Source organism: Marinobacter sp. 2_MG-2023 (assembly GCF_030546935.1).
GTDB lineage: Bacteria > Pseudomonadota > Gammaproteobacteria > Pseudomonadales > Oleiphilaceae > Marinobacter.
This window is the reverse complement of sequence record NZ_JAUOPH010000007.1, coordinates 73,280-99,263: the sequence shown is the minus strand read 5'-3', so window position 1 is coordinate 99,263 and position 25,984 is coordinate 73,280. Positions and strand designations below refer to the sequence as shown.

Here is a 25,984-nt window from a genome sequence, read left to right as displayed (position 1 = left end):
GGTCGTAATGGAACGGAAGCAATCATACCCCGTTTGCCATAATAAAAAAGGGCGGCTTACCCTTAGTAAGCCGCCCTTCTGATCCGGATCAAACGATTTTTCAGATATCCAGATAATCCATGATGCCCTCTGCAGCCTGGCGGCCTTCCCAGATGGCAGTAACAACCAGGTCCGAACCTCGAACCATATCGCCGCCCGCAAAGATCTTCGGGTTGCTGGTCTGGAAACCGAACTCTGCCTCTTCCGGCGCCGTTACCCGCCCGGAATCGTCGGTACTGATCGTAAGCTCTTCAAACCATTCGGCTGGACTCGGGCGAAAACCGAAAGCAACCAATACAGCATCAGCCGGAATAACTTCCTCGCTACCCGGAACTACCTCGGGCCGGCGGCGGCCGTTTTCATCCGGCTCACCAAGCTGAGTGGATACCACTTTCACACCTTCAACCTGGTCTTCACCGATGATGGCTATAGGCTGCCGATTAAACAGGAATTTCACACCTTCTTCCTTGGCATTGGCAACCTCCCTGCGCGACCCCGGCATATTGGCCTCATCACGACGATAAGCGCAGGCCACGCTCTCTGCCTGTTGACGGATCGAGGTGCGGTTACAGTCCATGGCGGTATCACCGCCACCCAGCACCACGACGCGCTTACCTTTCATATCAATGAAATCCGCTGCATCTTTTTCAAAGCCCAGGCGGCGGTTAACGTTGGATACGAGGAACGGCAAGGCGTCGTAAACACCCGGAAGGTTCTCACCCGGGAAGCCACCTTTCATGTAGGTGTAGGTTCCCATGCCCATGAACACCGCATCGTAATCATCAAGGATGTCCTTCAGCTGAACATCCTTACCCACTTCGGTCGACAAGCGGAACTCAACGCCCATTTCCTCAAACACCTGGCGCCTGCGAGTCATCACGGATTTTTCCAGTTTGAACTCCGGGATACCGAAGGTCAGCAGGCCGCCAATCTCAGGGTAGATATCGAATACTACCGGTTTCACGCCGTTGCGAACCAGCACATCAGCACAGCCCAGGCCTGCAGGGCCAGCACCTATAACCGCTACCTTCTTGTCCGTCCATTTGACAGCAGACATGTCCGGCTTCCACCCAAGAGCGAAGGCGGTATCGGTAATGTATTTTTCGACCGAGCCAATGGTAACAGCACCAAAACCATCATTCAGGGTGCATGCCCCTTCACAGAGTCGATCCTGCGGGCACACACGACCACAGACTTCAGGCAGAGAGTTGGTCTGGTGACACAACTCGACCGCTTTCATGATATTGCCTTCGGAAACCAGCTTCAGCCAGTTGGGAATGTAGTTGTGTACCGGGCACTTCCATTCGCAATAAGGATTCCCGCACTCCAGGCATCGATGGGACTGAGAGGACGCATTATCGGCCGTAAACGGGCGATAGATTTCACCAAACTCTTTTTTGCGCTTTTTCGCAGGTACTTTCTTCGGGTCTACCCGACCTACTTCTACAAACTGAAAATCGTTACTGAGTCGTTCTTTCATGTTGGCATTCTCATCAGTTCAATATCGACAAAGGCTGCTTCTTTCGGCAACCCTGAAACCTTACAAGTAAACAGATTCAACACCCTGAACTTATTCAGGGCGCGCACGAGTACTTGCCAACAGACTGCGCAAATTCGCAGCTTTGGGTTTCACCAGCCAGAAACGGCCGATGTAATCGTCGAAATCTTCAAGAATATGCTCTGCCCAGGCACTACCGGTTTCCGAGATATGCTCTCTAATCACGCTGCGAAGATGGTTGCGATAGGCCTCCATTTCTTCGCGGGCAATGCGCTGAATCTCCACCAATTCGTGATTGTATTTATCTACAAAGGTGTTGTCCGTGTCCAGCACGTAGGCAAAACCTCCGGTCATACCTGCACCAAAGTTGGCACCCGTAGCGCCCAGTACGGTTACCAGACCTCCTGTCATGTATTCGCAACAGTGATCGCCCGCACCTTCAATGACTGAATGTGCTCCAGAGTTACGCACCGCAAAACGCTCTCCCGCAGTACCTGCCGCAAACAGCTTGCCTCCCGTGGCTCCATAGAGGCAGGTATTTCCGACAATGGCAGTTTCCTGCGTATTAAACGCACTACTACGGGGTGGCCTGACGACGAGCTTGCCGCCGGTCATGCCTTTGCCGACATAATCATTGGCATCGCCTTCGAGGATCAGGTTCAACCCGCCCACGTTCCAGACACCAAAGCTCTGGCCGGCTGTACCCACGAGATCCAGCGTGATCGGTGCGTCAACCATACCCTGGTTGCCATGCTTTGCAGCAATCTCACCAGAAAGGCGGGCACCAATTGAACGATCACAGTTGGTCACGCGATAGCTCCAGGCACCTCCGGTTTTTCCTTCAATCGCCGATGCAGTTGCCCTGACCATTTCTTCTGCCAACTGGCCCTGGTCAAACGGCACGTTGCGCTCAACCTGGCAGGTTTGAGGCTTGTCTGCCGGGATATGATCGTTGGATAACAGCCGTGTCAGGTCCAGTTTTTTCTGGCGCTCAGTATCGCCTGGCAGGCGAACGAGAAGATCAACACGCCCGACAAGCTCTTCCAGACTGCGAACCCCCAGCTTCGCCATCCACTCTCGCGTCTCTTCCGCCACAAACCGGAAGAAGTTCATGGCCATTTCCACCGTGCCTTTGAAGTGCTCATCACGCAGGTGTTCATTCTGTGTGGCGACACCAGTTGCGCAGTTGTTCAGGTGGCAGATGCGAAGATACTTGCAGCCCAAAGCCACCATGGGCGTGGTGCCGAAACCAAAACTCTCGGCTCCCAAAATGGCTGCCTTCACTACATCCAGCCCGGTTTTAATGCCGCCATCTGTTTGCAGACGGATTTTTCCACGCAAATCATTGGCACGTAGGGCCTGCTGGGTCTCGGTCAAACCAAGCTCCCAGGGCGATCCCGCATAGCGAATGGAGGCAAGCGGGCTTGCAGCCGTGCCACCGTCGTAACCGGAGACGGTAATCAGATCGGCGTAAGCCTTTGCCACACCTGCGGCAATCGTGCCCACACCTGGCTCGGAAACCAGTTTTACCGAAACCAACGCTTCCGGGTTGACCTGCTTAAGATCAAAGATCAACTGCGCCAGATCCTCAATGGAGTAAATATCATGATGCGGAGGCGGTGAAATAAGAGTGACGCCTGGCACTGAATAACGCAGGCGCGCGATCAGCTCATTTACCTTGCCTCCTGGCAACTGACCGCCCTCACCCGGCTTGGCACCCTGCGCAACCTTGATTTGCATAACGTCAGCGCTACGCAGATATTCCGCGGTCACACCAAAGCGGCCAGAAGCGACCTGTTTGATTTTTGATCGCTTCTCTGTGCCATAGCGGGCCGGGTCTTCGCCACCCTCACCCGAGTTCGAGCGGCCGCCAAGTGTATTCATAGCTACCGCCAGTGCCTCGTGAGCCTCCGGTGACAAGGCTCCCAGTGACATAGCCGCGGAATCAAACCTGGTAAAAATTTGCTCGACCGGTTCAACCTCAGATATTCCTACAGCCTCGATACCTTCACGAAAACCCAGAAGGTCCCTGAGCGTTGCAACCGGGCGTTCGTTGACCAATGCCGCGTATTCTTTGTAATGGCCGTAATCACCTGTCGTGACTGCCTCTTGCAGCTTTCCCACCACATCGGGATTAAATGCATGGTACTCCTGACCATGGACATACTTTAGCAAGCCACCTGGAGATATCGGCTTGCGAGGTTTCCAGGCAGTGGAGGCCAACTGCTCCTGATCCTGCTGAAATTCGAAGAATCCTGCACCCTGAATGCGGCTAGGCACGCCTTTGAAGCAAAGGTCGACCACTTCATCAGCAAGCCCGATGGCCTCAAAAAGCTGAGCCCCACGATAGGAAGTAATCGTCGAGATACCCATCTTGGACAGGATCTTCAGCAGGCCCTTGTTAATGCCCTTGCGGTAGTTGTTTTTAGCTTCAATAGGATCCATCAGCAATTCGCCGGTGCGAATCAGATCGTTCAGCAGCTGATAGGCCAGGTACGGATAGACAGCCGTTGCGCCAAAGCCAAACAACACAGCAAAGTGATGCGGATCACGGGCCCAACCGGTTTCTACTATGATGTTTGAATCACAACGCAGCCCGGTTGCCACCAAATGGTGATGGACCGCTCCCGTTGCCATCAAAGAACTGACAGGCAGCTCGCCCTGCTTCAGATCCTTGTCTGAGAGAATCAACAGCGACTTGCCGTTACGAGCCGCTTGTTCAGCCTCATCACAGACGCGACGAATAGCCTGCTCAAGGCCCAATTCCGGAGAGTACCCCAAGGAAATCCGTTCGACTGCAAAGCCCGGGCGCTCGTTATTGGATATCTGAAGAAACTTGGCCGGTGACAGAATCGGTGTAGTCAGGATAATCCGGTCCGCATGCTCTGCAGTTTCTTCAAAAACGTTACGCTCTGCACCCAGACAAGTCTCCAGGGACATCACGATCGCTTCCCGTAGAGGATCAATCGGTGGATTGGTTACCTGAGCAAACTTTTGCCGGAAGAAATCTGCAACATGTCGTATCTTGCTGGACAATACCGCCATGGGGGTGTCGTCACCCATGGAACCGACGGCCTCCTGAGCATTTTCCGCAAGTGGGCGCAAAACCTGGTCGCGCTCCTCATACGACACCATGAACATTTTCTGGTGAATTAACAGCTCATCCGCATCCATCAGGCGGAATTCCGGCGTGTCCTGATTCAGCGTTGTTTCCACACGCAGGGCATTCTCGCGCAACCAGCGCTTGTAAGGCTTCGCAGTCTTGAGTCGCTGGTCGATATCTCCAGTGTGTAGCACTTCGCCGGATTCGGTATCAATAGCGAGCATCTGCCCAGGACCTACACGGCCTTTGGACACTACGTCCTCTGGCTTGTAGCCATATGTACCAATCTCAGACGCCAGGGTGATGAAATCATCTTTAGTAACCACCCAGCGGGCCGGCCTCAAGCCATTTCGATCCAGCATGCAGACCGCATAACGGCCATCCGACATAACTAGCCCGGCCGGTCCGTCCCAGGGCTCCATGTGCATGGAGTTGTATTCGTAGAAGGCCCGGAGCTCCGAGTCCATGGTGTCGACATTCTGCCAGGCTGGCGGAATCATCATTCGAGTAGCGCGGAACAGATCCACTCCACCGGCCAACAAAATCTCCAGCATATTGTCCATGCTCGATGAATCTGAGCCCGCCAGATTAACCAGTGGTTGCATGGTTTGAAGATCGGGCAGATCCGGAGAGCTGAATTTGGCTGCCCGGGCAATAGCCCAGTTTCTGTTGCCGTCAATGGTGTTGATTTCGCCATTGTGCGCGAGATAGCGGAAAGGCTGAGCCAAAGGCCAGCGAGGCATAGTGTTGGTGGAGAAGCGCTGATGGAATACACAGATAGCCGTGGCGAAATCGGGGTCGCCCAGATCTTTATAAAAGTTCGCCAGATCCGCCGGCATCATCAGGCCTTTGTAGGCGAGCGTGCGGTGGGAGAGGCTGCAGATATAAAACTCGGAATCATCCTCCATATCCCGCTCGGCATGGCGGCGACCGACAAACAAGCTGATGGCGAATTCTTTTTCCGATTTGGTTGCAGGCGTTACGAACACCTGCTCGATCCGAGGCATACAATCCAGTGCCATTGGGCCAAGACAACTATCGTCAACTGGCACTTCACGCCAGCCCATGACTTCGAGCCCCTGCTCAACCAACCGTTTTTCAAGGGTGACACGCCCGTTGGCCGCTTTATCCGAGTCCGGGCTAAGAAAAACCTGGCCGACCGCAAACAACTTACCTGGCTCTTTGCCAAACGCCGTTTTCGCCGCTTTTTTCAGAAACGCAACTGGACTCTGGATCAGTAGACCGCAACCATCCCCGGTTTTTCCATCTGCCGCGATACCACCCCGGTGAGTCATGCACGTGAGCGACTCGATAGCAGTCTGTAGCAGCTTATGGCTGGCATCGCCTTTCATGTGAGCGATCAGTCCAAAGCCGCAGTTGTCTTTAAACTCGTCGGGATGATACAAACCTGACTTCATAAGCGCTCTCTCGCATGTAAATGCTTTTTAATCAGCGACTTATGCACCAAAACAGTGCAAAAAGCAGCCAACATCAAAAAAAATGGGCTGATCATTTTACACACGTACAAACACGTACTCAAACAGATTTGATATTATTTCCAACGACGGATTCCCGAAAATCCGAACGTTTAAACATACAAGACAAAGGGTTACAAGAAACGGTCTCGCGTTTTCAGGCCTGTCACAAACCGTCGGTTGAGCGTACCCAGGGCGAACCAGCGGCCAGTGGCTCAGGAAGCAGAGACACTGCCTCCCGAGCCTCTTCCTTGGACGCGTAGTTTCCATAGAACACCATGAACCATGGCTCTTCGTTGCGTTCCCCCAACGTATAAACCATCTCATCAAGGGCCGGGTAACGGGAAATGACATTCAGCGCAGTCTGCTCAAGGTTCCCTGCGACCAACTGAATGGTCCAGCCCTTGCCGCGGCTGCGCAGCTGACCAATATCGACGTACCTGTCGGCACTTTTGGGAATAAAGTCAGGCTCAGGCTCAGGCTCAGGCTCAGGCTCAGGCTCAGGCTCAGGCTCAGGCTCAGGCTCAGGCTCAGGCTCAGGCTCAGAAACAGGATCCGGCAAGGCTGCAGGCTCCGTCAATGGCGGAAACAGCTCATCGGCTCCCTCATCTTCCAGCGACTCGTCGGAGATATTGGGACCAATCGTAATGCTCTTGCGAACCCGTTCAGGCTCAGGAGAGGTTTCCTGCTCAAGAGCCACTGTTTCGTCGTACTGTTGGGATACGAACCACCAAGAGCCACCCAACATCAGAAGTACAAGGGCAGGCAGACGGAGCTGCCTGAAATCGAAACCCGGAGGGCGCTTCTGCTTCGAGGCACCGGAAACAATATCCATCCAGATACCGGGCGTTACTCTTTTCAGTCGGGAAAAGCTGCCTTGGCTAAGGTCGTGTATTCTCGCCAACCGGGCCGGGCTCAGAAGCTCGTTGACCTTGCCGCCCGCTTTATGGACACGCGGCTCAAGGTAGGAGAACACTTCCTCTCTGGTGAGCGGGCGCAAATGAATCTGGTGAATGGAGACTGAAGAGTCCTCAAGACCCAGAAGCGTCACAAGCCGATCTTCTCCAGCAAACACCGGAACCGCTGCCTTGGCACGATCAGCCGCCAGAAAACCGTCAAGGATCAGCCTGAGAAGATCTGGCGGCGCACGGTCTGCGTCATCGATGAGCAGCACCATGCGCTGCCCCTTTCCAACCATACCCTCCGACCACCGAAAAAAACGGTACACGGCCTCTCGCGGGTTATCATCCGCACCCGAACCGGAGCGGCCAACTTGCTTGAGGTCTCTTGCCAGCGAATTTGAGCTTGTCATAGCTGCAGCGGACAAACGATGAAAGCCCAGGCGAGAGGATTCACTGCGAACCAATTCAGCCAGCAACCTGCTCTTACCCGAGCCAGGTGCGCCCGTGAGCAACAGCGCCATATCACCAAACCCGCAAAGATGACGAAGCGCCTCCAGAGCATGGTGGCGCATGCCATCCGGAAAAAACGGGGTCTCCATTTCCAGGGGATTGGCTCTCAAACCGTATCGCTGTTGCAACCGGGGGAACAGCCCACCACCATCAAGACTACTGAAGCTTTCGTCGGTCACAAAAACCCCCTGATGTTCAATGTTTCAACCTCTGCTCAGCGTTCATGCCGGCAGAAGGACTTCAGCGTTGCAGCGAGATTTTCCGGAGATGCATCAGACGTCACCACGGCGTCCCCAACAGAGCGTAGCAATACCAATCTCAAGCGCCCATCGACATTTTTCTTGTCAACCGCCATCAGGTTCATGAAGTCAGCAGCTGTCATATCCGCCGGAGGCAAATCAGGCAGGCAGGCTTTGTTAACCAGCCGCAGGATGCGGTCATAATCAGCCTGACTGATAGAGCCTTCACGCGCAGACAGGTCCGCCGCCATAATCATGCCCGTCCCCACTGCCTCTCCATGCAACCAGTTACCATAGCCAGCATAGGTCTCTATAGCATGACCAAAGGTATGACCAAGGTTCAGTGTGGCTCTGAGCCCGTTTTCGCGCTCATCCTGAGCGACGACATCCGCTTTGCATGCGCATGACCGAAAGATGGCCTCCGCAAGGGCCTTGCGGTCGAGAGTTACTAGCTTATCAATCACAAGTTCAAGCCAGCCGAGAAAGTCCGTATCCCTTATCAGGCCATACTTTATAATCTCTGCGAGCCCTGCAGACACCTCTCTCGGCGGCAGGGTTTGAAGGGTATCCGTATCAATCAGTACAGCTTCGGGCTGATGGAAAGCACCAACCATATTTTTTCCAAGCGGGTGGTTGATGCCTGTTTTCCCACCCACCGAGGAGTCAACCTGAGACAGAAGAGTCGTCGGTATTTGAATGAAAGGTACGCCGCGCTGATAGCATGCTGCAGCAAACCCCGTCATATCGCCGACAACTCCGCCGCCCAAGGCCACAAGCGTAGTTTTACGCGTGTGCCGCTTTTCCAGCAAGGCATCAAAAATCAGGTTCAGCGTTTGCCAGTCTTTATGCTTTTCCCCATCAGGCAGCACAACGGTATCCACACTCTTGCCGGGGAAACAGGCTCTGGCCTGCTCAAGATACAAAGGGCCGACAACATCGTTAGTTACGATCATTACCTGAGAGCCGCCAACGTAACCGGAAAGATCATACGCACCCAACATGCCTTCGCCGATCATGATGGGGTAACTGCGATCTCCCAGGCTGACATTAAGTTCGTGAAGCAGGTTATACATGGTTACGACCCTCCTTTCGCACCTGTCTTTGTTGTCGCGGCGTTTTGGGATTAATACGATTAACGAGTTGGCGGACCACCAATCGGGGGCTCTTACGATCCGTGTGCATAACGATGTCAGCAAGCTCGGTGTATAACGGATCCCTGATCGCAAACAACCTGCGCAGTACGGCCTCGGGGTCATCGTTCTGCAGCAGCGGCCGATTGCGGTCCTTACGAGTGCGCTCTACCTGTTGCTCTATCGAGGTTCTCAAATAGACCACCACCGCATCTTTTTTCAGCACCGAATGGTTGTCGACACGCATGACTGCACCGCCACCGGTCGCTAGAACCGTACCTGGTTCTGCAGCCAACTCCTCTAGCATGGCTGTTTCTCGCTGCCTGAAGCCTTCCTCACCCTCAACATCGAATATCCAGGGAATATTCGCCCCGCAACGCTCCTCAATGATTCGATCAGAGTCAAGGAATCGATACCCCAGCTCCCGGGCGAGCATCCGGCCAATCGTACTCTTACCGGCGCCCATGGGGCCAACCAGGACTACACGTTTGGGCAAAGACATAACTTCCGCTCAATAGGGTTCAGGCGGGTGAGAATATCACAGGGCTGAAGATTGCATAAGCGTCAGTACCGAGAGATATACAGACACAAAAAAGCCGCCGGTTTGGCGCGGCGGCTTTTTCTATCTAACCCAGATTACTGGATCAAGTCGTTCTTGATGATCTTAGGGGTAATAAAGATCAACAGCTCACTGCGCTCATTGATTTTCTCTGTGCGCTTGAACAAGCGTCCAAGATAAGGGATATCGCCCAACACTGGGGTCTTGACCACAGTAGTCGCAACCTCAGACTGGAAAATACCGCCCAGCACAACCGTTTCACCGTTCCCTACGAGCACTTGAGTCGTTACCTCGTTGGTATTAATCGACGGGATACCTTCTGTAACCTCACCACGGGAATCCTGATTGACTACCAGATCCATAATGATTTTGTCATCGGGCGTAATCTGAGGAGTTACCTCAAGCGACAACACAGCTTCCTTGAACGACACAGAGGTCGCACCGCTTGAAGAAGCTTCCTGATAGGGAATTTCTTCACCTGACTTGATCGAGGCAGTCTGGCGATCAGCGGTAACCACACGGGGCTGCGAAACAACTTCGGCCTGACCATCACTCTCATAGGCAGAAAGCTCCATATCGATCAGGAAGTCGGTACCAATATAGCCAAAGGCCACGGAGCCGGCTGGTGACCGAGTGGTGCCAAGGTCTACGTTCAGGTCAGAAGGAAAGCCGAGAGCTCCACCCAAGCCACTCTGAGAACCACCAATTACAAGATTGTTGGACCCGCCATTCGCATCGCCCTGGCCAGCAGCACCCCAGCGCACACCAAGCTCTTCGGCAACATTGTTCTGAGCGCGCACTATGCGGGCCTCAATCGAAACCTGACGCACGGGAACGTCCCAGGTGGAAACAAGGCGACGAATTTCTTCCAGCTTTTCAGATGTCTCACGAACGCTGATGGTATTGGTCCGAACATCAGAAGATACGAAACCGCGATCCGATATCAACTCTGCGTCCGCCTGGATCAATGCAACAATGTCCGCTGCTTTGGCGTAATTGACCTGAACGATATCGAGGCGAACGGGTGCAAGCTCAGCAATCTGCTTGGTCGTTTCGAGTTCAAGCTTCTCACGGGCGGCAATTTCATCGGCCGGTGCAACAAGAAGCACGTTACCAATCTGACGTTTATCCAGACCCTTGGTTTTCAGAATCAGATCCAGAGCCTGATCCCAGGGCACATTCTGCAGGCGCAAAGTTATGCTTCCGCCGACCGTGTCACTTGCTACAAGATTCAAGCCAGTGAAGTCAGCAATCAGCTGAAGAACGGAGCGAACTTCTATATCTTGGAAGTTCAGAGACAGTTTTTCGCCGGTGTATGGGAACTTTTCTTCCCGGCGAGATTCAGCCTCTTCTTCACTCAACTTTTCAACACTGACAGTGAATTGGCTACCAGACTGGTAGGCAATATAGTCGTAGTTGCCTTCGGGACGAATCTCGACCACCGCATTGCCATCTTCAACAAACGTATCGATGCGGCTGACCGGCGTTGCGAAGTCAGTTACGTCGAGACGGCGACGCAGGTCTGCGGGTACAGCGATTCCATCCATCGTCAGGCGAATTTTTCCGCCAAGCTCAGACAGGTCGATTTGGGTAGCAGAGCTGCCCAGCTCGACAATTACGCGACCTTCGCCATCCTTGCCGCGACGGAAATCTACACCAGCGAGCGTGTCCGGAGATACTGCGGGCTTCGCGGAAGCAGAGCTTCCCGAGGTGCTGGCTGCCACCGCACTGCCGCTGAACTCCCCGCCAATGGTCATCACCAAAGAATTGTTATTGCGAACCGTCTCGTATGGCGCCAGCTCAACCAAGTTGAATATCAGGCGGGTACGATCCTTGGTTTCCACTACAGTCATGCTTTGAGCGTTGCCCGATCCCAAAGGAATACTGCGACTGTTAAGGCCGCTGGTCGTATCGCGCAAATCAACCGCAATTCGTGCGGGGCGCTCAATAGTGTATCCCGACGGTTCAGGTGGCTGACCATCAAACTGAAGTGTCACTTCCAGGCGTTCCCCCGGTAGCGACGAAAACGACACGTCTTCCAGCGTGACCGCACTGGCCAGGCCGGAGAACAACCCAAAAGCAATCACGCTGACGTATAGATTGAGTTTTCTGAACATCGCTAGCCTCGACCCCGAACTTTTTTGTATATGCATTTTTCTTTCAATTTTCATCCAGCCGCTCCTTACCCTGCGTCTTCTTCCAGGGTCAGAGAGCGAGGACGCTCTACCCAACCACCCCGGCCATTAGGAACGATTTCGATTAGCTCGATCCGGGTTTCACTGACGCCAATTATTCGGCCGTAGTTCTGCCCCATGAAGTTCCCGGTACGAACGCGGTGAATACCACCCGCATTGTCCTGAATCAGTGCATAAAGACCGCCCGAAACACCCTGAAGCGTACCAACCATGCCCAAGTCCTTGAGATCGAAATTCTCAAGCACTTCGTTAGGTCGATCCAGATCTGGCTCAATGTCACTGACCGGTTTTTCATCAACCATAGTCAGCTGGACATCTATCGGCGGCTCGAATGGCGCGCGCCTATCCGCCGCAGAATAGCTGAACGCCTCGTAAGCGTTGAATTCCGGCAATGGCTCGACATGACCCCGAGGCTTGGCTCGTGTGTCTGCCATAAATTTGTCCAGATCGGAAAATCCGCTGCCCTGGGAACAGGCGGTCAGGAGTGATACCAGACAAACACCCAGCCAGGCTTTTCCCGCATGCTTTGCTGCCATGCTCATTCTCCAGCCCGGTAGCGGTAGGTACGGGCAACAACCTGCATATCAAGTCGCTCACCGTCTCCGCCAGTTGGTTTAATGGTTAAATCGTGCAGAGTGACAATCCGTGGGAGACTTGCAACACTGCTTACGAACGTAGCCAGTTCGTGATATGTACCTGAAACACGGATATTAATCGGCAATTCAGAATAGAAATCACGTTTCTGCTCAGCCTGGAGCTTGACCTCCTGGAGGGCCAGACCACTACCCAGAGCCGTATTGGTAATATCCTCCAAAAGCCCCGGCACTTCCGTTTCACTTGGAAGCTGTCGCACAAGCGCGCCGAAGGTTTCTTCCATCTCGACCATTTGCGCTTTAAAAACCTCCAGGTTAGCCACCTGATAGGCTTTCTCTTCGTACTTTTTGCGCAAATCCTGTTCCGTTTTCTCAACCCTGTCGAGCTGCACGTATTGATCCTTGATAAAGAACCAGTAACCGCCACCCATAATCAGGCCGAAAACAATCAGGACAACAATGGCTTTGATGGGAGCTGGCCAGATACCGGCATTATTTATATCAAGGTCATTGATATCAAATTCATTGAGGCTTTTCAGCGAGTCCGCGAGGCTCATTACTTATCCTCCCCTTCGGGCTCAGGTGTTTTTTGTTTGACAGTCATATTGAACTGGCTGTAACCAGCCCGCCGACTGTCTGCCGATGACACATTCGAGAGGTTCGGACTCGTGAACCAGTCGGACTCCTCAAACTGTCGCATAAGAGTCGAGACACGGCTGTTTGATTCTGCCATACCCACAATACTCACCCGATCACCTGCCCGTTTCAAATCGGTATAGAAGAGCCCATCCGGCAAAGTGCGCACCAGCTCATCAAAGGCCCGGACAATCACAGGTCGCTTACCCTGCAGATCCTGAATAACCTTCATACGGGCCAAAAGCTCATCACGTTTGCGCTTGAGACTTTCTATTTCCCGGATCTGTTCATCCAGTTTTTTAGCAGCAGATTCTATGTAAGCATTACGGGATTGCTGATATGAAATGCTGTTGTCGAGGTGAGTATTCCAAAGGAATGTAAGGCCACCGGCAATAATAGCCGCACCAACAACCATCACAACAAACTGCTTTTGTTTCTCTGCCCGAAGCTCTTCGCGCCAGGGCCTGAGGTTAATTCTTGCCATCAGTCGAAGCTCCTCATCGCCAACCCACAGGCAATCATCAGCGAGGGCGCATCGTTGCTGAGAGCAGATGCGTTAACCCGCGAACCGACCGCCATCTCTGCAAAGGGGTTCGCGACCAACGTCGGCGTTCCTGTTTTCTCTTCCACCATTTCTGTCAGCCCCTGAATCGAAGCGGTACCACCGGCGAGTACTACGTAATCCACCGCGTTGTACTGGCTGGCTCCGAAAAAGAACTGAAGCGCACGTGCAACCTGCTGAACAACAGCCTCCCGAAATGGTGTAAGCACTTCGGACTCATAATCATCCGGCAGCCCACCCTGCTTCTTGGCAAGGCCTGCTTCTTCAACAGACAACCCATACCTGCGCTGAATCTCTTCGGTAAGCTGCTTGCCGCCGAAGATCTGCTCCCGGGTGTAAACGGTTTTACCTTCCGCGAGAACGCTCAGAGTGGTCATTGTCGCGCCAACATCAACGATGGCGACCACGAGGTCCTCACCCTGCGAGTCCAGCTGGGACTCGATCAGCGCGTAGGCACGCTCCAGAGCATAGGCTTCGACGTCGACAACTTTCGTATTCAGCGACGCAATTTCGAGGGCATCTTCACGGATGTCGACGTTCTCTTTACGGCATGCAGCCAAGAGCACGTCTACCTGGTCCGGGTTTGTTTCCGAGGGGCCCTGAACCTCAAAATCTATGGCAACTTCATCGAGCGGGTACGGAATGTACTGATCAGCTTCAAGAGCAATCTGATCTTCCATTTCAAACTCGTTGAGCCCCCCGTCCATCTGGATGACCTTGGTAATGACTGCAGAACCGGAGACTGCCACCGCAACCTGTTTAACACTGGTCCGGGACTTGGAAGCTACTCGCTTGAGAACTTCACCAACGGCTTCTACATCCGTAATATTTTTTTCGACGACGGCGTTGGCCGGCAACGGCTCAACGGCGTAGCTCTCGACCTTATAGCGGTCGCCCTGTTTCGACAGCTCAAGGAGCTTGACAGAGCTTGAGCTCACATCTACGCCCAGTACTGCACTGGATTTCTTTCCCAACAATCCGAACACGCGCTCACCCTATACCTGGTACCTGGCTAGATGCACCCGGTTACATGTGTTATGTGTTTTTTATTTAAGAGAATTTCTTCATTATTCCGTTTACAATGTTCGCTCTTATTCAGCTGAGAACAATTGCAACGGTGAAGCGACTCATCCTTCCTAAAGCAATTTCTCAAATGATAGACCTATATCCAACAGTTGTCAGAAAAAAATGTCTCATTTGTTGCGTACTTCTCGCCTTTTTGCATGGTTATTTCTCACCGGACTGAGTGTCGCCGTTATCGTAGGCTCAGGCTTCTACCTTTACCTCCGTCCGGGCCTTCCCCCTGTCGAGCAACTTCTGGACATAAAACTCCAGACGCCGCTGCGGGTGTATAGCAAAGACAACAGATTAATAGCAGAATTCGGAGAAAAGAGAAGGGCACCGATCACAATAGAACAGATCCCAACAATTCAGTTACAAGCCTTTATGGCGGCGGAAGACGCACGATTTTACGAGCACTTCGGGGTCGACATCAAAGGCCTGGCGCGGGCTGCAATCGAACTGGTCTCTACCGGCTCGATCCAATCCGGCGGTAGTACGATCACAATGCAGGTTGCAAAAAATTACTTTTTGTCACGTGATCGCACCTTTATCCGCAAGTTCAATGAGATACTCCTGGCAGTTCAGATAGAGCGTGAACTAGACAAAAACCGGATTCTCGAGCTGTACCTGAACAAAATTTACCTGGGCAATCGTGCCTATGGCATCGCCGCCGCTGCCCGCGTTTATTACAACAAGCCGGTCAACGAGCTTTCTCTTGCTCAAATGGCCATGCTTGCCGGCCTACCCAAGGCGCCTTCAGCCTACAACCCCCTGGCCAACCCCCAGCGCGCAATGCAACGCAGAGACTGGATCCTGGGCCGAATGAAGGATCTCGGCTTTATCAGCCCAGATGCCTATGAGCTCGCCATCACGGCACCTCTAACAGCCACATATAATGCTACGGAGACCGAAGTAGATGCCGACTACGTCGCCGAGATGGCCCGTGCCGAGATGGTCAGGCGCTTCGGCGAGGAAGCATACACAGATGGCTACACCGTCACGCTGACGGTAGACAGCAAAGACCAGCAAACGGCTACGGACGCCCTCAGGAGCGGCCTTGAAGCCTATGATCGCCGACATGGGTTCCGGGGCGCCATCGGCCAACTCGATGCCGAGACCCTGGCGGGAGAGAACCTCTCCAACGCCATGCTGAACTATCCGAGAATTGAATCCCTGATGCCTGCAGTTGTAACGGCCGTTAGCGATGAGAAAAAGGAAGTACTTGCTCACGTCAGAAGGTTTGGCCCTGCGGTTATGCCGTTCGAATCAATGCAGTGGGCCATGCGCTACAAAACAGAAAACCTGACCGGCCCCAAGCCGGAAAAGCCTTCTGATGTTGTAAGCGTTGGCGATGTTGTCTACGTTCGCATAGACGAACTACCGCAAGCCCCAACAGCGCCAGAGAATGGCGAGCAGGAAGAAGGGATTACTACATCCGGAATAGGCCAGCCCGTCAAGGTTTCGCTGATGCAGGTGCCGAAAGCAGAGGGAGCTCTTATATCCCTTGAGGCTAAAACGGGGGCGATTGAAGCTCTCGCCGGTGGGTATAGCTTCGGACAAAGTAAATACAATCGTGCCATGCAAGCGAGGCGGCAGCCGGGTTCCACCTTCAAGCCGTTCTTGTATCTAGCCGCCCTGGAAAGCGGTGTCACACCCGCAACCATCTACAACGACGCCCCGATCGTATTTGACGACTCGGAGCTCGAAACCGCCTGGCGCCCACAGAACTCGTCCGGACAATTCTATGGCCCAACCACACTGCGAGAAGCGCTCTACCGCTCCCGCAATCTGGTTTCTATCCGGCTGCTGAGGGATATCGGCATCCCCCAGACGCTCGACTACCTCAATCAGTTGAAGGTTCCGGTTGAGAGCATGCCCAAAGACCTCTCCCTCTCTCTGGGTAGCGGCCAACTTTCCCCGATGGAACTGGCCCGCGGCCTGGCTGTTATAGCCAATGGTGGTTACGACGTGGAGCCTTTCCTTATTCAGAGCATTACGGATGTTAACGGCGAAACGGTTTACGAAGCCCCGGACGTCGTGCTTTGTGAGCAGGACTGCGACACGATTGAGACTGAACCAGCAAATATCGCCAACGAAGCCGAAAGATCCCCAGCGACCACAGCAGAAGTCGCGCCGGAAACCCGCGTCATGCGACGACTGGCAGATGAACGCTCCGTTTATATTCTGCACTCAATGCTTCGGGATGTTGTCAAGCGTGGAACCGGGCGACGCGCGCTAGCACTGGGGCGGGATGATATAGCCGGCAAAACCGGCACAACCAACGAACAGAGAGACACCTGGTTTGCAGGCTTCAATCACAACCTTGCCACTACCGTGTGGGTAGGCTTTGATCAGCCAGCCCCACTCGGGCGCAGAGAGTTTGGCGCAAGCACTGCCCTGCCCATCTGGGTCGACTACATGAAGGTAGCGCTGAGTGAGTCGCCCTCGGCTTTCATGCCCAGACCGAACGGTATCGTTAACATCCGCATAAACTCCGACACGGGTAAGCGGGCCAGACCCGGCGAAGAAGGCGTCTTCGAGATATTTAAAGAAGAAGATGCGCCCGCACCGCTGTCAGCGGATGACTCGGGCCCAGGGGGTACACGCGGAAACGGGGACGACCTTTCTCGACAGATTTTCTAGCCCGGCATCAGGGCGCAACACGAATATTTAACCACAAAAAAACCGGCGGGATCACCGCCGGTTTTTTTGTAAACGCACAACGCCATCGGTCAGATGATGTCATCCATACTCTTCAGCGGATAATGTGCAGGGTACCCCTTACCGGCAACCCCTGAGTCCACTGCCGCACGCGCCACGGCTGCCGGAACAACTTCCAGAAGGCGAACATCCATGGGCTTCGGAATGATGTATTCCTTGCCGAATTCGAAACTGTCAGCACCGTAGGCTTCACAAATCTCCTGCGGAACCGGCTCTTTCGCCAGCTTACGAATGGCATCTACCGCAGCCACTTTCATCTCTTCGTTAATGCAGCTTGCGCGAACGTCCAGAGCACCACGGAAGATGAACGGGAAACCAAGCACGTTGTTCACCTGGTTCGGGTAGTCAGAACGGCCAGTAGCCATAATAAGATCATCACGAACCGAATGAGCCAACGCTGGGTTAATTTCCGGATCCGGATTGGAGCAAGCAAAAACAACCGGGTTTGGCGCCATCTTCGCTAGCTGATCCCCGCTCAACAGGTCAGGTCCAGACAAACCGAGGAACACATCCGCGCCCTCCATCGCCTCATCCAGCGTACGCTTATCAGTGTCGTTGGCAAACATTGCCTTGTACTGATTGAGGTCATCACGACCAGAGTGGATCACACCCTTGCGGTCAAGCATGAAGATGTTTTCAGAGCGAATACCGCAGCTGATCAACAACTTCATACAAGCGATTGCAGCTGCACCGGCGCCCAGGCATACCACCTTCGCTTCTTCAATTTTTTTACCCTGAAGCTCAAGGGCATTGATCATGCCCGCTGCAGTAACAATTGCAGTACCGTGCTGATCATCATGGAAGATAGGCACGTTGCACTTCTCGATTAACGCTCGCTCAATCTCGAAACACTCCGGCGCCTTGATATCCTCAAGGTTGATACCACCGAAGGTGTCAGCGATACGCTCAACGGTTTCAATGAACGCCTGCGGGCTTTCAGAGTTGACCTCGATATCGAACACGTCAATTCCAGCAAAGCGCTTGAACAGTACGCCTTTGCCTTCCATTACCGGCTTGCTCGCCAGCGGGCCCAGGTTACCCAGACCAAGAATCGCCGTACCGTCAGAGATAACAGCCACAAGGTTGCCCTTGGCAGTGTACTTGTAGGCGTTCTCCGGGTCCTTCGCGATTTCACGAACCGGCTCAGCAACACCCGGGCTATATGCCAAGGCAAGGTCGCGGGCGGTCGCTGTCGGCTTGGAGATTTCTACACTAATCTTCCCAGGCCGCGGCTTGGCGTGATATTCAAGGGCTGCTTCTTTCAGATCTTGAGACATTGCCACTGTTCCGTTTGTCACGTTTAAAGGTAATAAACCTCCAGACGGCAGACGCCTGCCTGAAGGAGCGCGCCATTATGGCTCGCTCGCCCCAAAACGACAAGGGGCAAGTCGAGCAAAATCTGACCAGTCAATACGGCAAATTGCCTATAATCAAAAACAAGACAGGTAATTTTCACCAGACACAAAAAAAGCGCCTGCAGGCGCTTTTTTTGAAAATCAGCAGATGTATCAGTCTTTCTTACCCGCGATACGACCACCGAAACGCTTCTGGAAGCGGTCGATGCGGCCGCCAGTGTCCATAACTTTCTGCTTGCCAGTATAGAACGGGTGGCATTGTGAACAAACATCAAGCTGCAGATCATGACCGATCGTAGAGCGAGTCTTGATTACGTTACCGCAGGAACATGTTGCGGTAATCTCTTCGTACTTGGGGTGGATACCTTCTTTCATGGCGAACCTCTGTGGGTCATGCCGCTACCTGATCACGGGGCAATCATTACAGCCCTGGTGCCAGGCACCGCATGTTTGAATCAATGGAGAAGACGGGGCACAATCATGCCCTGCCGCAAACAGACCGCGAATCTTACTTGCAATTATGCTAGCAGGCAAGTCTTGCGCGCGCCCGGACCCTGCGCTTTTCCAACTGGCCGGCCGCGCCAAAGCGTTAGCAGGATAGGCAGATACCGTAACATCTAAACTACAAGGAAGCACTTGGTGCCATCCACCGTTCGCATAGCGCTGAATCGGCCGCTCAGAAGGCTCTTTGACTATCTGGCACCCGAAGGGCTTGCCCTGAAGCCCGGCCAACGCGTAAGGGTTCCTTTCGGATACCAACAGGCGGTCGGCCTGGTCGTGGAAACGGATATCGAGCCTCCGGCAGGTATCACCCTCAAGCCCGTCCAAAGTGCAGTGGAGAATTGGCCTGCCCTGCCAGACGAAACCTTTCAGCTCCTGAGCTGGGCCAGCGACTACTATCAGCACCCGCTGGGAGAATGCCTGTTCACGGCTCTACCAGCCGCATTGCGCCGGGGCCGTTCCGCTACCGAGAAAAGCGAAGACTGGTGGCAGGCTTTCGGCAGTAGCGCTGTGCTTCCTGCAAACGCCCATAAACAGAAAACCCTGATGGACTGGATCGCCCAGCACAAGCAAGGCGTAAAGGGCAGCGACATAATCAAAGCCGGGTTCACCCGTCCACAGCTGAAGGCATTAAGAGAAAAAGAACTGGTCCGGGCGATAACACCAGCGAAAGAGAGTACACAAAGCCACAGATGTGACGAAACCATCGGCGGCCCTGAACTCTCCGCAGCGCAAACCGAAGCGGCCTCAAAACTTCCACTACCAACGAGCGGATTTAGCGCCTCCCTTCTGTATGGCATCACCGGGAGCGGTAAAACAGAAATCTACCTGCATTACCTCAAGCAGAACCTCTCGGCCAGAGATCAGGCATTAGTACTGGTTCCAGAGATAAACCTTACACCCCAAACTGTTGCCCGCTTCCAGCGTTATTTCGGCGAACGTATTCTAGTGTGGCATTCGGCCCTTAATGACAGCGAGCGCCTGCACGCCTGGCTAAAAATTCGCAATGGCGAGCCCGTCATTCTCATTGGCACGCGCTCGGCAGTACTTCTTCCGTTTACGGCACTGAAAACGCTTATCGTAGACGAGGAGCACGACAGCTCATACAAACAGGGCGAGGGTTTCCGCTACTCCGGCAGGGATGTAGCGGTCTATAGGGCACACCTGAACCGGTGCCCGGTTATTCTGGGCTCAGCCACACCGTCCCTTGAGTCCTACCACAACGCCCTGGCCGGCAAGTATCAACTCATACGGCTTGAAGAACGTGCAGGAGAAGCGAAGCCTCCAGCAGTCAGCCTGCTGGATATTCGGAGCCGGCCACTTGAAGGCGGTCTTTCACGGCCGGCACTGCAGGCGATTCAGCAGACTCTTGACGATGGCAATCAGGCACTGGTGTTCGTAAACCGCCGAGGTTTTGCTCCGGTCATGATGTGTTTTGACTGCGGCCATATGGTTGAGTGCCCCCGGTGCGATACGCGCCTTACCTACCATCGCCGCGATCGTGCTATGCGGTGCCATCACTGTGATTACCAGGCCCCGGCAACCGAAACCTGCCCTAAATGTAAAAGTGAAGCATTCAAGCCGGTTGGTCAGGGAACAGAACAGACTGAAGACATACTTGCCGCCAGCTTTCCGGATACGCCAGTGGTTCGTGTTGATCGCGACAGCACGCAACGCAAAGGTAGCATTCAGAGTATTCTGAAACAGGTCAACAGCGGAAAACCCTGCATCCTCGTCGGAACCCAGATGCTCGCCAAAGGCCATGATTTCCCCAACGTGACGCTGGTTATCGTAATCAATGCCGACGGAGGGCTTTTCAGCGTTGACTTCAGGGCTCCGGAGCAACTGGTCCAGACGCTACTGCAGGTAAGCGGGCGCGCCGGGCGCGGAGCTAAATCCGGCAAGGTGGTTGTACAAACCTGCCATAGCGACCACCCCCTCCTGAAATCGCTCTGCCATGGTCGCTACCTGGACATGGCAGACCAACTTCTGGAAGAACGCGAAAGCGGCCAGCTTCCGCCTTTTCGCGCCATGGCCATCTTCCGTGCCGAAGCGGACACCATGGAACAAAGCCTGCAAGTATTGGACAGGATAAAACCGCTCGCAAACGCGCCTGGTGTTGAGACCTGGGGCCCCCTGCCCGCGTTGATAGCACGTCGCGCCGACAGGCACAGAGCGCAACTGATCGTGAACACCGACAACCGACGGCGCCTCAACAAACTCTTGACTGGCATTTGTCAGACGCTCGAGCAGGAAAAATTTCCGAAGAGTACCAAATGGATGATTGATGTAGACCCTCAGGAAACAGGCTAAACATCACCAGGCTTTTGCTTGCAGGAGGACTTTCCGCGATAATGCCGGTCTTCTGTTTTCACAGGGCGCCCTGCCCCAATCCAATTTTCCAGTAAACCGAGTCATCTCACAGCATGAAAGAGACCGTTTCCGACCTGATCCAGTCCGCGCTTGCCGCTCTTCAGTCAGAGGGCACATTGCCCGCAGACCAGGCGTACACGCCGCAAGTAGGCAACACCAAGGACAAATCCCACGGTGACTACGCCTGCAACATCGCGCTGGTTGCCGCCAAAACGGCCGGCTGCGCGCCCCGCAAACTGGCTGAGTTGCTGATAGAGAAACTGCCGGAAAGCAGTGCCGTGGAGAAAGTGGAAATTGCTGGCCCGGGCTTTATTAACTTTTTCATGAGCACCGCCAGTGCGTTCGAGATCGTTAACACGGTTCTGGCCGAGGCAGGCCAGTTCGGTCGCAACAACGGCGGCAAGGGCGAAAAAGTTCAAGTGGAGTTTGTCTCAGCCAACCCCACGGGCCCGCTGCATGTGGGCCATGGCCGGGGCGCAGCGATTGGCGATTGCCTTTGCCGGTTGCTGGAAGCTAACGGCTATGATGTGACCCGCGAATTCTACTACAACGATGCCGGTGCCCAGATCAACAACCTCGCACTCTCCGTGCAGGCCCGCGTAAACGGGCTGACACCTGAGGACGACGGCTGGCCGGAAGACGGCTATCGCGGCGACTACATTACCGATGTCGCCACAGCGTATCTGGCTGGTGACACCGTCACCGCAGATGACCGTGAAGTAACTGCCAGCGCAGACCCCAACGATCGTAAAGCCATTCAGGAATTTGCCGTGGCGTACCTGCGCCGGGAACAAGACCTGGACCTGAAGGCGTTTGGTGTTGAGTTTGATGTGTACTTCCTTGAGTCCTCCCTGTACCAGGACGGCAAGGTAGAAGCCACCGTCAAGCGCCTGCAAGACAACGGCTTCACTTACGAAGACGGTGGCGCCATGTGGCTTAAAACCACTGAGTTCGGAGATGACAAAGACCGGGTGATGCGCAAGAAAGATGGCGGTTACACCTACTTTCTGCCAGATGTGGCGTACCACCTGGATAAATGGCAGCGCGGCTACACCACCGTGATTAACGAGCAGGGTGCCGACCACCACTCCACAGTTACCCGGGTTCGCGCAGGATTACAGGCCCTGAAAGCGGGCATTCCTCAGGGATGGCCGGATTACGTGCTACACCAGATGGTCATGGTCACTCGTTCTGGCCAGGAAGTAAAAATATCCAAGCGCGCCGGCAGCTACGTCACCATTCGCGACCTGATTGATGAAGTGGGCCGGGACGCCACTCGTTTCTTCCTTGCGGCACGGCGAGTCGACTCCCAGTTGACCTTTGATATCGACCTGGCGCGTTCCCAGACCAATGAAAACCCTGTGTACTACGTTCAGTATGCCCATGCCCGCATCTGCAGTGTGTTGAGGAAACTGGCGACGGAAGGCGTTGAGCGGGGATTCAACGAGTGCCTGGGCGATCTTTCTGTGCTCACACTGGATGAGGAAAAGGATCTGGCAAATCAACTGGCAAAGTACCCTGAGCTGATTGCCAACTCTGCAGCCCAACGCGAACCGCATCACCTCACTCACTACCTGAGGGATTTGGCGGGACAATTCCACACCTATTACAACGCCCATAAGGTGCTCATCGAAGACACAGCAGTACGTGACGCCCGAGTAAGCCTCTACCTAGCCGTGCGCCAGGTAATCGCGAACGGGCTGGATCTACTGGGTGTCAGCGCTCCGGAAGAGATGTAAATAGCAACATGTCCCGAGACTACGCTCGCAAAAGCCGATCAGGCTCACCGTCAGCAACTGCAAAGAAAAAACCTGCCGGACCTGCGCGCCCCCAGAAAAAGCGCACGAAGCCAGCAGCACCGGCCCGCTCCCAACGTGGAGGACTTTCTTTGAAGTGGATTCTTTCACTGGCTACGGTCGGCGGCTTTATCGGTTTTATTGTGTACCTGAACTCCGTACCACCCAGCGAGGGTCCACGACAGCCACAGCCTATGCTCGAACAACCGGTGCAGCAGCGGCCAGAAAAAATCACCAAGCAAGTCGAGAAAAAGCCAGGTTTCCGGTTTTACGAAATGCTTCCCGAATCGGAAGTCATACCTCCGAAAGTGGATGCATACACGCCGGGTCCGGCCAAACAGGATTTCGACTATCTAGTGCAGTCCGGCTCATTCCGCAGCAAGGAAGACGCCGAGCGCCAACGCGCCCAGATTGCCTTCCAGGGGCTTCGAGCCGCCGTGCAGCGCATAGAGCTTGATAGCGGCTCGGTCTGGTATCGCGTGAATGTCGGCCCATTCACATCGCGCAGCCAGATGAGTTCGGCGATCGACAAGCTGGTGTCTATTAACATTCAGCCGCTTATCCGCAAGGTCCCTAAACAGGGTTAACCGTTTCCGTAGGCTACTGGAGGCTATGGGGCAGAGCTTTCCAAAACCGTGCGGAGCCATGGATGGCGGAGCCGAGCGTACAGGGATGTATTCACAGCGTGTTTTGGAAAGCTCTGCGCCACAGCCTCTACCCCCGAACTACTTGAATTCTCCTATCCTGCCTCCATAACTGCCCAATACCGATTTTTATCAGGCAATTGGAGCCCAAATGACTACCATACTTTCCGTCCGACGCGATGACGAAGTTGCCATGGGTGGCGACGGCCAGGTTTCTCTGGGGAACACAATGATGAAGGGCAACGCCCGCAAGGTCCGCCGGCTATACAACGGGCAGGTTATCGCGGGTTTCGCAGGTGGTACTGCGGATGCATTTACTCTATTCGAGCGATTTGAGGCTCAACTTGAGAAGCATAACGGGAACCTAACAAGAGCAGCCGTTGAACTTGCCAAAGACTGGCGCACAGACAGAGCATTGCGCAAGCTGGAAGCACTGCTGGCGGTGGCGGACAAAACTGCGTCTCTGATCATCACCGGGAACGGCGATGTAATTGAGCCCGAGCAAGGATTGATCGCGATTGGTTCCGGCGGTCCGTTCGCCCAGGCCTCAGCCCGCGCACTGCTTGAAAATACCGAACTTTCCGCCCACGAGATTGTGGAAAAAGGCTTGGAGATAGCAGCGGACATATGCATCTATACGAATCATAATCGCACCATCGAACTGCTCTCCAAAGAAGCCTCTTCCAAAACCACTGATCCGGAGTAACCATGTCTGCTATGACTCCCCGTGAGATTGTTCACGAGCTCAATAAACACATCGTGGGCCAGCAAGAGGCCAAGCGGGCCGTGGCGATTGCCCTCAGAAATCGCTGGCGCCGGATGCAGCTGGACACCACCCTTCGCGACGAAGTCACGCCCAAGAACATTTTGATGATCGGCCCGACCGGCGTTGGTAAAACCGAAATTGCGCGTCGCCTTGCCAAACTGGCTGATGCACCGTTCCTTAAAGTGGAAGCCACCAAGTTTACCGAGGTAGGCTACGTTGGGCGTGATGTTGAATCCATCATTCGTGACCTCGCCGATATGGCCGTCAAGATGTTGCGGGTGAAGGAAATGAAACTTCATGAAGAAAGGGCTCTGGACGCAGCTGAAGACCGTATTCTGGACGCTCTGATCCCGCCAGCCAGAAGCTTTGAAGAAGACAGCCAAAAGTCTTCTCAAGACTCCTCCACCCGCCAGCTGTTCCGGAAAAAGCTGCGGGAAGGTGAGCTAGACGACAAGGAAATTGAAATTGACCTGCGCAACTCCGGCGCCGGTGTTGAGATCATGGCACCCCCGGGCATGGAGGAGATGACCAACCAGCTGCAGAGCATGTTCTCCAACATGGCTTCTGAAAAGTCCAAGCCGAGAAAAATGAAAGTATCTGAAGCCCTCAAACGGGTGAAAGAAGAGGAAGCGGCCAAGCTGGTCAATGAAGAGTCGATCAAGCAGAAAGCCATACTCGCTGTGGAGCAAAATGGCATTGTGTTTCTCGATGAAATTGACAAGGTTGCCAAGCGCTCGGAGAACACCTCATCGGATGTTTCCCGTGAAGGCGTCCAACGGGATCTCCTGCCCCTTATTGAAGGCAGTACCGTGAGCACAAAATACGGTTCGGTGCGCACGGACCACATCCTGTTTATCGCCTCCGGTGCGTTCCACTTGGCCAAGCCATCGGATCTGATTCCGGAACTTCAAGGCCGTTTGCCAATCCGCGTGGAACTACAGGCCCTCAGCCCCGATGATTTCAAGCGCATTCTTACGGAGCCTGATGCCTCACTGGTTCAGCAATACGAAGCGCTGATGGCCACCGAGGGTGTGAAACTGACGTTCAGCGAAGACGCCATCGCACGCATCGCAGAGATTTCCTGGAAGGTAAACGAAACTACCGAAAACATCGGTGCGCGACGCCTCCATACGGTACTGGAACGACTTCTGGAAAGCCTGTCTTTCGATGCAGGAGACGGCGTAACAGAAACATTTGAAGTAACTGCAGGCTACGTTGATGAAAAACTTGGAGACTTGTCGGAAGACGAGGATTTGAGCCGCTACATTCTCTGACCCGCACGCGGGACCAGAGGCTACCGGGCCAAGGGGTTCAACTACCTCTGG

Annotated in this window: 18 protein-coding genes; 6 read left to right on the top strand and 12 right to left on the bottom strand. The window is 54.1% G+C overall.

The window, feature by feature from the left end; translation table 11 throughout:
- Nucleotides 1-100 precede the first annotated feature (100 nt).
- From Q4501_RS17285 to Q4501_RS17240, 10 genes are all read right to left on the bottom strand, one after another.
- Nucleotides 101-1,519, bottom strand: a complete 1,419-nt coding sequence (locus Q4501_RS17285) for an FAD-dependent oxidoreductase (RefSeq protein ID WP_303597507.1) — start codon at nucleotides 1,517-1,519, stop codon at nucleotides 101-103.
- Between the two features lie 90 nt (nucleotides 1,520-1,609).
- Entirely contained in the window at nucleotides 1,610-6,058 is a 4,449-nt protein-coding gene (gene gltB / locus Q4501_RS17280; protein ID WP_303597506.1) for a glutamate synthase large subunit, read from the bottom strand.
- Nucleotides 6,059-6,281: 223 nt separating this feature from the next.
- Nucleotides 6,282-7,706: an AAA family ATPase gene (locus Q4501_RS17275; RefSeq protein ID WP_303597505.1), complete on the bottom strand. Its 1,425-nt coding sequence runs from the start codon at nucleotides 7,704-7,706 to the stop codon at nucleotides 6,282-6,284.
- 35 nt (nucleotides 7,707-7,741) lie between these two features.
- Nucleotides 7,742-8,839: a 3-dehydroquinate synthase gene (aroB, locus tag Q4501_RS17270; RefSeq protein WP_303597504.1), complete on the bottom strand. Its 1,098-nt coding sequence runs from the start codon at nucleotides 8,837-8,839 to the stop codon at nucleotides 7,742-7,744.
- Nucleotides 8,832-9,398 carry a shikimate kinase AroK gene (aroK, locus tag Q4501_RS17265; RefSeq protein ID WP_303597503.1) on the bottom strand — a complete coding sequence of 189 codons (567 nt, stop codon included), beginning with the start codon at nucleotides 9,396-9,398 and terminating at the stop codon, nucleotides 8,832-8,834. The genes aroB and aroK overlap by 8 nt, the downstream gene beginning before the upstream one ends.
- A gap of 134 nt (nucleotides 9,399-9,532) precedes the next feature.
- Nucleotides 9,533-11,572, bottom strand: coding sequence for a type IV pilus secretin PilQ (gene pilQ, locus Q4501_RS17260; RefSeq protein ID WP_303597502.1), 2,040 nt, complete (start codon nucleotides 11,570-11,572; stop codon nucleotides 9,533-9,535).
- Nucleotides 11,573-11,637: 65 nt separating this feature from the next.
- Nucleotides 11,638-12,186 (bottom strand): pilus assembly protein PilP, encoded by a 549-nt coding sequence (locus Q4501_RS17255; protein ID WP_303597501.1) that lies wholly within the window; start codon nucleotides 12,184-12,186, stop codon nucleotides 11,638-11,640.
- Nucleotides 12,187-12,188: 2 nt separating this feature from the next.
- A complete protein-coding gene (locus Q4501_RS17250; protein WP_303597500.1) occupies nucleotides 12,189-12,800 on the bottom strand; it encodes a type 4a pilus biogenesis protein PilO in 612 nt (203 codons plus the stop codon).
- Nucleotides 12,800-13,363: a PilN domain-containing protein gene (locus Q4501_RS17245; RefSeq protein ID WP_303597499.1), complete on the bottom strand. Its 564-nt coding sequence runs from the start codon at nucleotides 13,361-13,363 to the stop codon at nucleotides 12,800-12,802. The genes Q4501_RS17250 and Q4501_RS17245 overlap by 1 nt, the downstream gene beginning before the upstream one ends.
- Entirely contained in the window at nucleotides 13,363-14,427 is a 1,065-nt protein-coding gene (locus Q4501_RS17240) for a pilus assembly protein PilM (RefSeq protein WP_303597498.1), read from the bottom strand. Before Q4501_RS17240 ends, Q4501_RS17245 begins: the two co-directional genes overlap by 1 nt.
- Nucleotides 14,428-14,629: 202 nt before the next feature.
- Between Q4501_RS17240 and Q4501_RS17235 the strand changes: the two genes are divergently transcribed.
- A complete protein-coding gene (locus Q4501_RS17235; RefSeq protein ID WP_303597497.1) occupies nucleotides 14,630-17,146 on the top strand; it encodes a penicillin-binding protein 1A in 2,517 nt (838 codons plus the stop codon).
- 89 nt (nucleotides 17,147-17,235) lie between these two features.
- On the opposite strand, the gene Q4501_RS17230 is transcribed toward Q4501_RS17235, so the two are convergent.
- Nucleotides 17,236-18,501 carry a malic enzyme-like NAD(P)-binding protein gene (locus Q4501_RS17230; protein ID WP_303597496.1) on the bottom strand — a complete coding sequence of 422 codons (1,266 nt, stop codon included), beginning with the start codon at nucleotides 18,499-18,501 and terminating at the stop codon, nucleotides 17,236-17,238.
- A gap of 231 nt (nucleotides 18,502-18,732) precedes the next feature.
- Nucleotides 18,733-18,954 carry a 50S ribosomal protein L31 gene (gene rpmE / locus Q4501_RS17225; protein WP_096784074.1) on the bottom strand — a complete coding sequence of 74 codons (222 nt, stop codon included), beginning with the start codon at nucleotides 18,952-18,954 and terminating at the stop codon, nucleotides 18,733-18,735.
- A 264-nt stretch (nucleotides 18,955-19,218) separates the two neighbouring features.
- Between rpmE and Q4501_RS17220 the strand changes: the two genes are divergently transcribed.
- From Q4501_RS17220 to hslU, 5 genes are all read left to right on the top strand, one after another.
- Complete coding sequence (locus tag Q4501_RS17220) at nucleotides 19,219-21,393, top strand: primosomal protein N' (RefSeq protein WP_303597495.1); 2,175 nt, start codon at nucleotides 19,219-19,221, stop codon at nucleotides 21,391-21,393.
- A gap of 113 nt (nucleotides 21,394-21,506) precedes the next feature.
- A complete protein-coding gene (gene argS / locus Q4501_RS17215; protein ID WP_303597494.1) occupies nucleotides 21,507-23,192 on the top strand; it encodes an arginine--tRNA ligase in 1,686 nt (561 codons plus the stop codon).
- A 149-nt stretch (nucleotides 23,193-23,341) separates the two neighbouring features.
- On the top strand, nucleotides 23,342-23,836 hold the full coding sequence (locus Q4501_RS17210) for an SPOR domain-containing protein (RefSeq protein WP_368497963.1): 495 nt from the start codon (nucleotides 23,342-23,344) through the stop codon (nucleotides 23,834-23,836).
- Nucleotides 23,837-24,044: 208 nt separating this feature from the next.
- On the top strand, nucleotides 24,045-24,599 hold the full coding sequence (hslV, locus tag Q4501_RS17205; RefSeq protein WP_303597492.1) for an ATP-dependent protease subunit HslV: 555 nt from the start codon (nucleotides 24,045-24,047) through the stop codon (nucleotides 24,597-24,599).
- Nucleotides 24,600-24,601: 2 nt separating this feature from the next.
- Nucleotides 24,602-25,933, top strand: coding sequence for an ATP-dependent protease ATPase subunit HslU (gene hslU / locus Q4501_RS17200; RefSeq protein ID WP_303597491.1), 1,332 nt, complete (start codon nucleotides 24,602-24,604; stop codon nucleotides 25,931-25,933).
- The last annotated feature ends 51 nt before the right edge of the window (nucleotides 25,934-25,984 follow it).

Excerpts from the sequence above, each read along its gene's own strand:
- hslU (WP_303597491.1), top strand. The coding sequence starts at position 24,602 with ATGTCTGCTATGACTCCCCGTGAGATTGTTCACGAGCTCAATAAACAC.
- hslV (WP_303597492.1), top strand. The coding sequence starts at position 24,045 with ATGACTACCATACTTTCCGTCCGACGCGATGACGAAGTTGCCATGGGT.
- aroK (WP_303597503.1), bottom strand. The coding sequence starts at position 9,398 with ATGTCTTTGCCCAAACGTGTAGTCCTGGTTGGCCCCATGGGCGCCGGT.
- Q4501_RS17250 (WP_303597500.1), bottom strand. The coding sequence starts at position 12,800 with ATGAGCCTCGCGGACTCGCTGAAAAGCCTCAATGAATTTGATATCAAT.
- pilQ (WP_303597502.1), bottom strand. The coding sequence starts at position 11,572 with ATGTTCAGAAAACTCAATCTATACGTCAGCGTGATTGCTTTTGGGTTG.
- rpmE (WP_096784074.1), bottom strand. The coding sequence starts at position 18,954 with ATGAAAGAAGGTATCCACCCCAAGTACGAAGAGATTACCGCAACATGT.
- gltB (WP_303597506.1), bottom strand. The coding sequence starts at position 6,058 with ATGAAGTCAGGTTTGTATCATCCCGACGAGTTTAAAGACAACTGCGGC.
- Q4501_RS17235 (WP_303597497.1), top strand. The coding sequence starts at position 14,630 with ATGTCTCATTTGTTGCGTACTTCTCGCCTTTTTGCATGGTTATTTCTC.
- Q4501_RS17245 (WP_303597499.1), bottom strand. The coding sequence starts at position 13,363 with ATGGCAAGAATTAACCTCAGGCCCTGGCGCGAAGAGCTTCGGGCAGAG.
- Q4501_RS17230 (WP_303597496.1), bottom strand. The coding sequence starts at position 18,501 with ATGTCTCAAGATCTGAAAGAAGCAGCCCTTGAATATCACGCCAAGCCG.
- Q4501_RS17285 (WP_303597507.1), bottom strand. The coding sequence starts at position 1,519 with ATGAAAGAACGACTCAGTAACGATTTTCAGTTTGTAGAAGTAGGTCGG.
- aroB (WP_303597504.1), bottom strand. The coding sequence starts at position 8,839 with ATGTATAACCTGCTTCACGAACTTAATGTCAGCCTGGGAGATCGCAGT.
- Q4501_RS17255 (WP_303597501.1), bottom strand. The coding sequence starts at position 12,186 with ATGGCAGCAAAGCATGCGGGAAAAGCCTGGCTGGGTGTTTGTCTGGTA.
- argS (WP_303597494.1), top strand. The coding sequence starts at position 21,507 with ATGAAAGAGACCGTTTCCGACCTGATCCAGTCCGCGCTTGCCGCTCTT.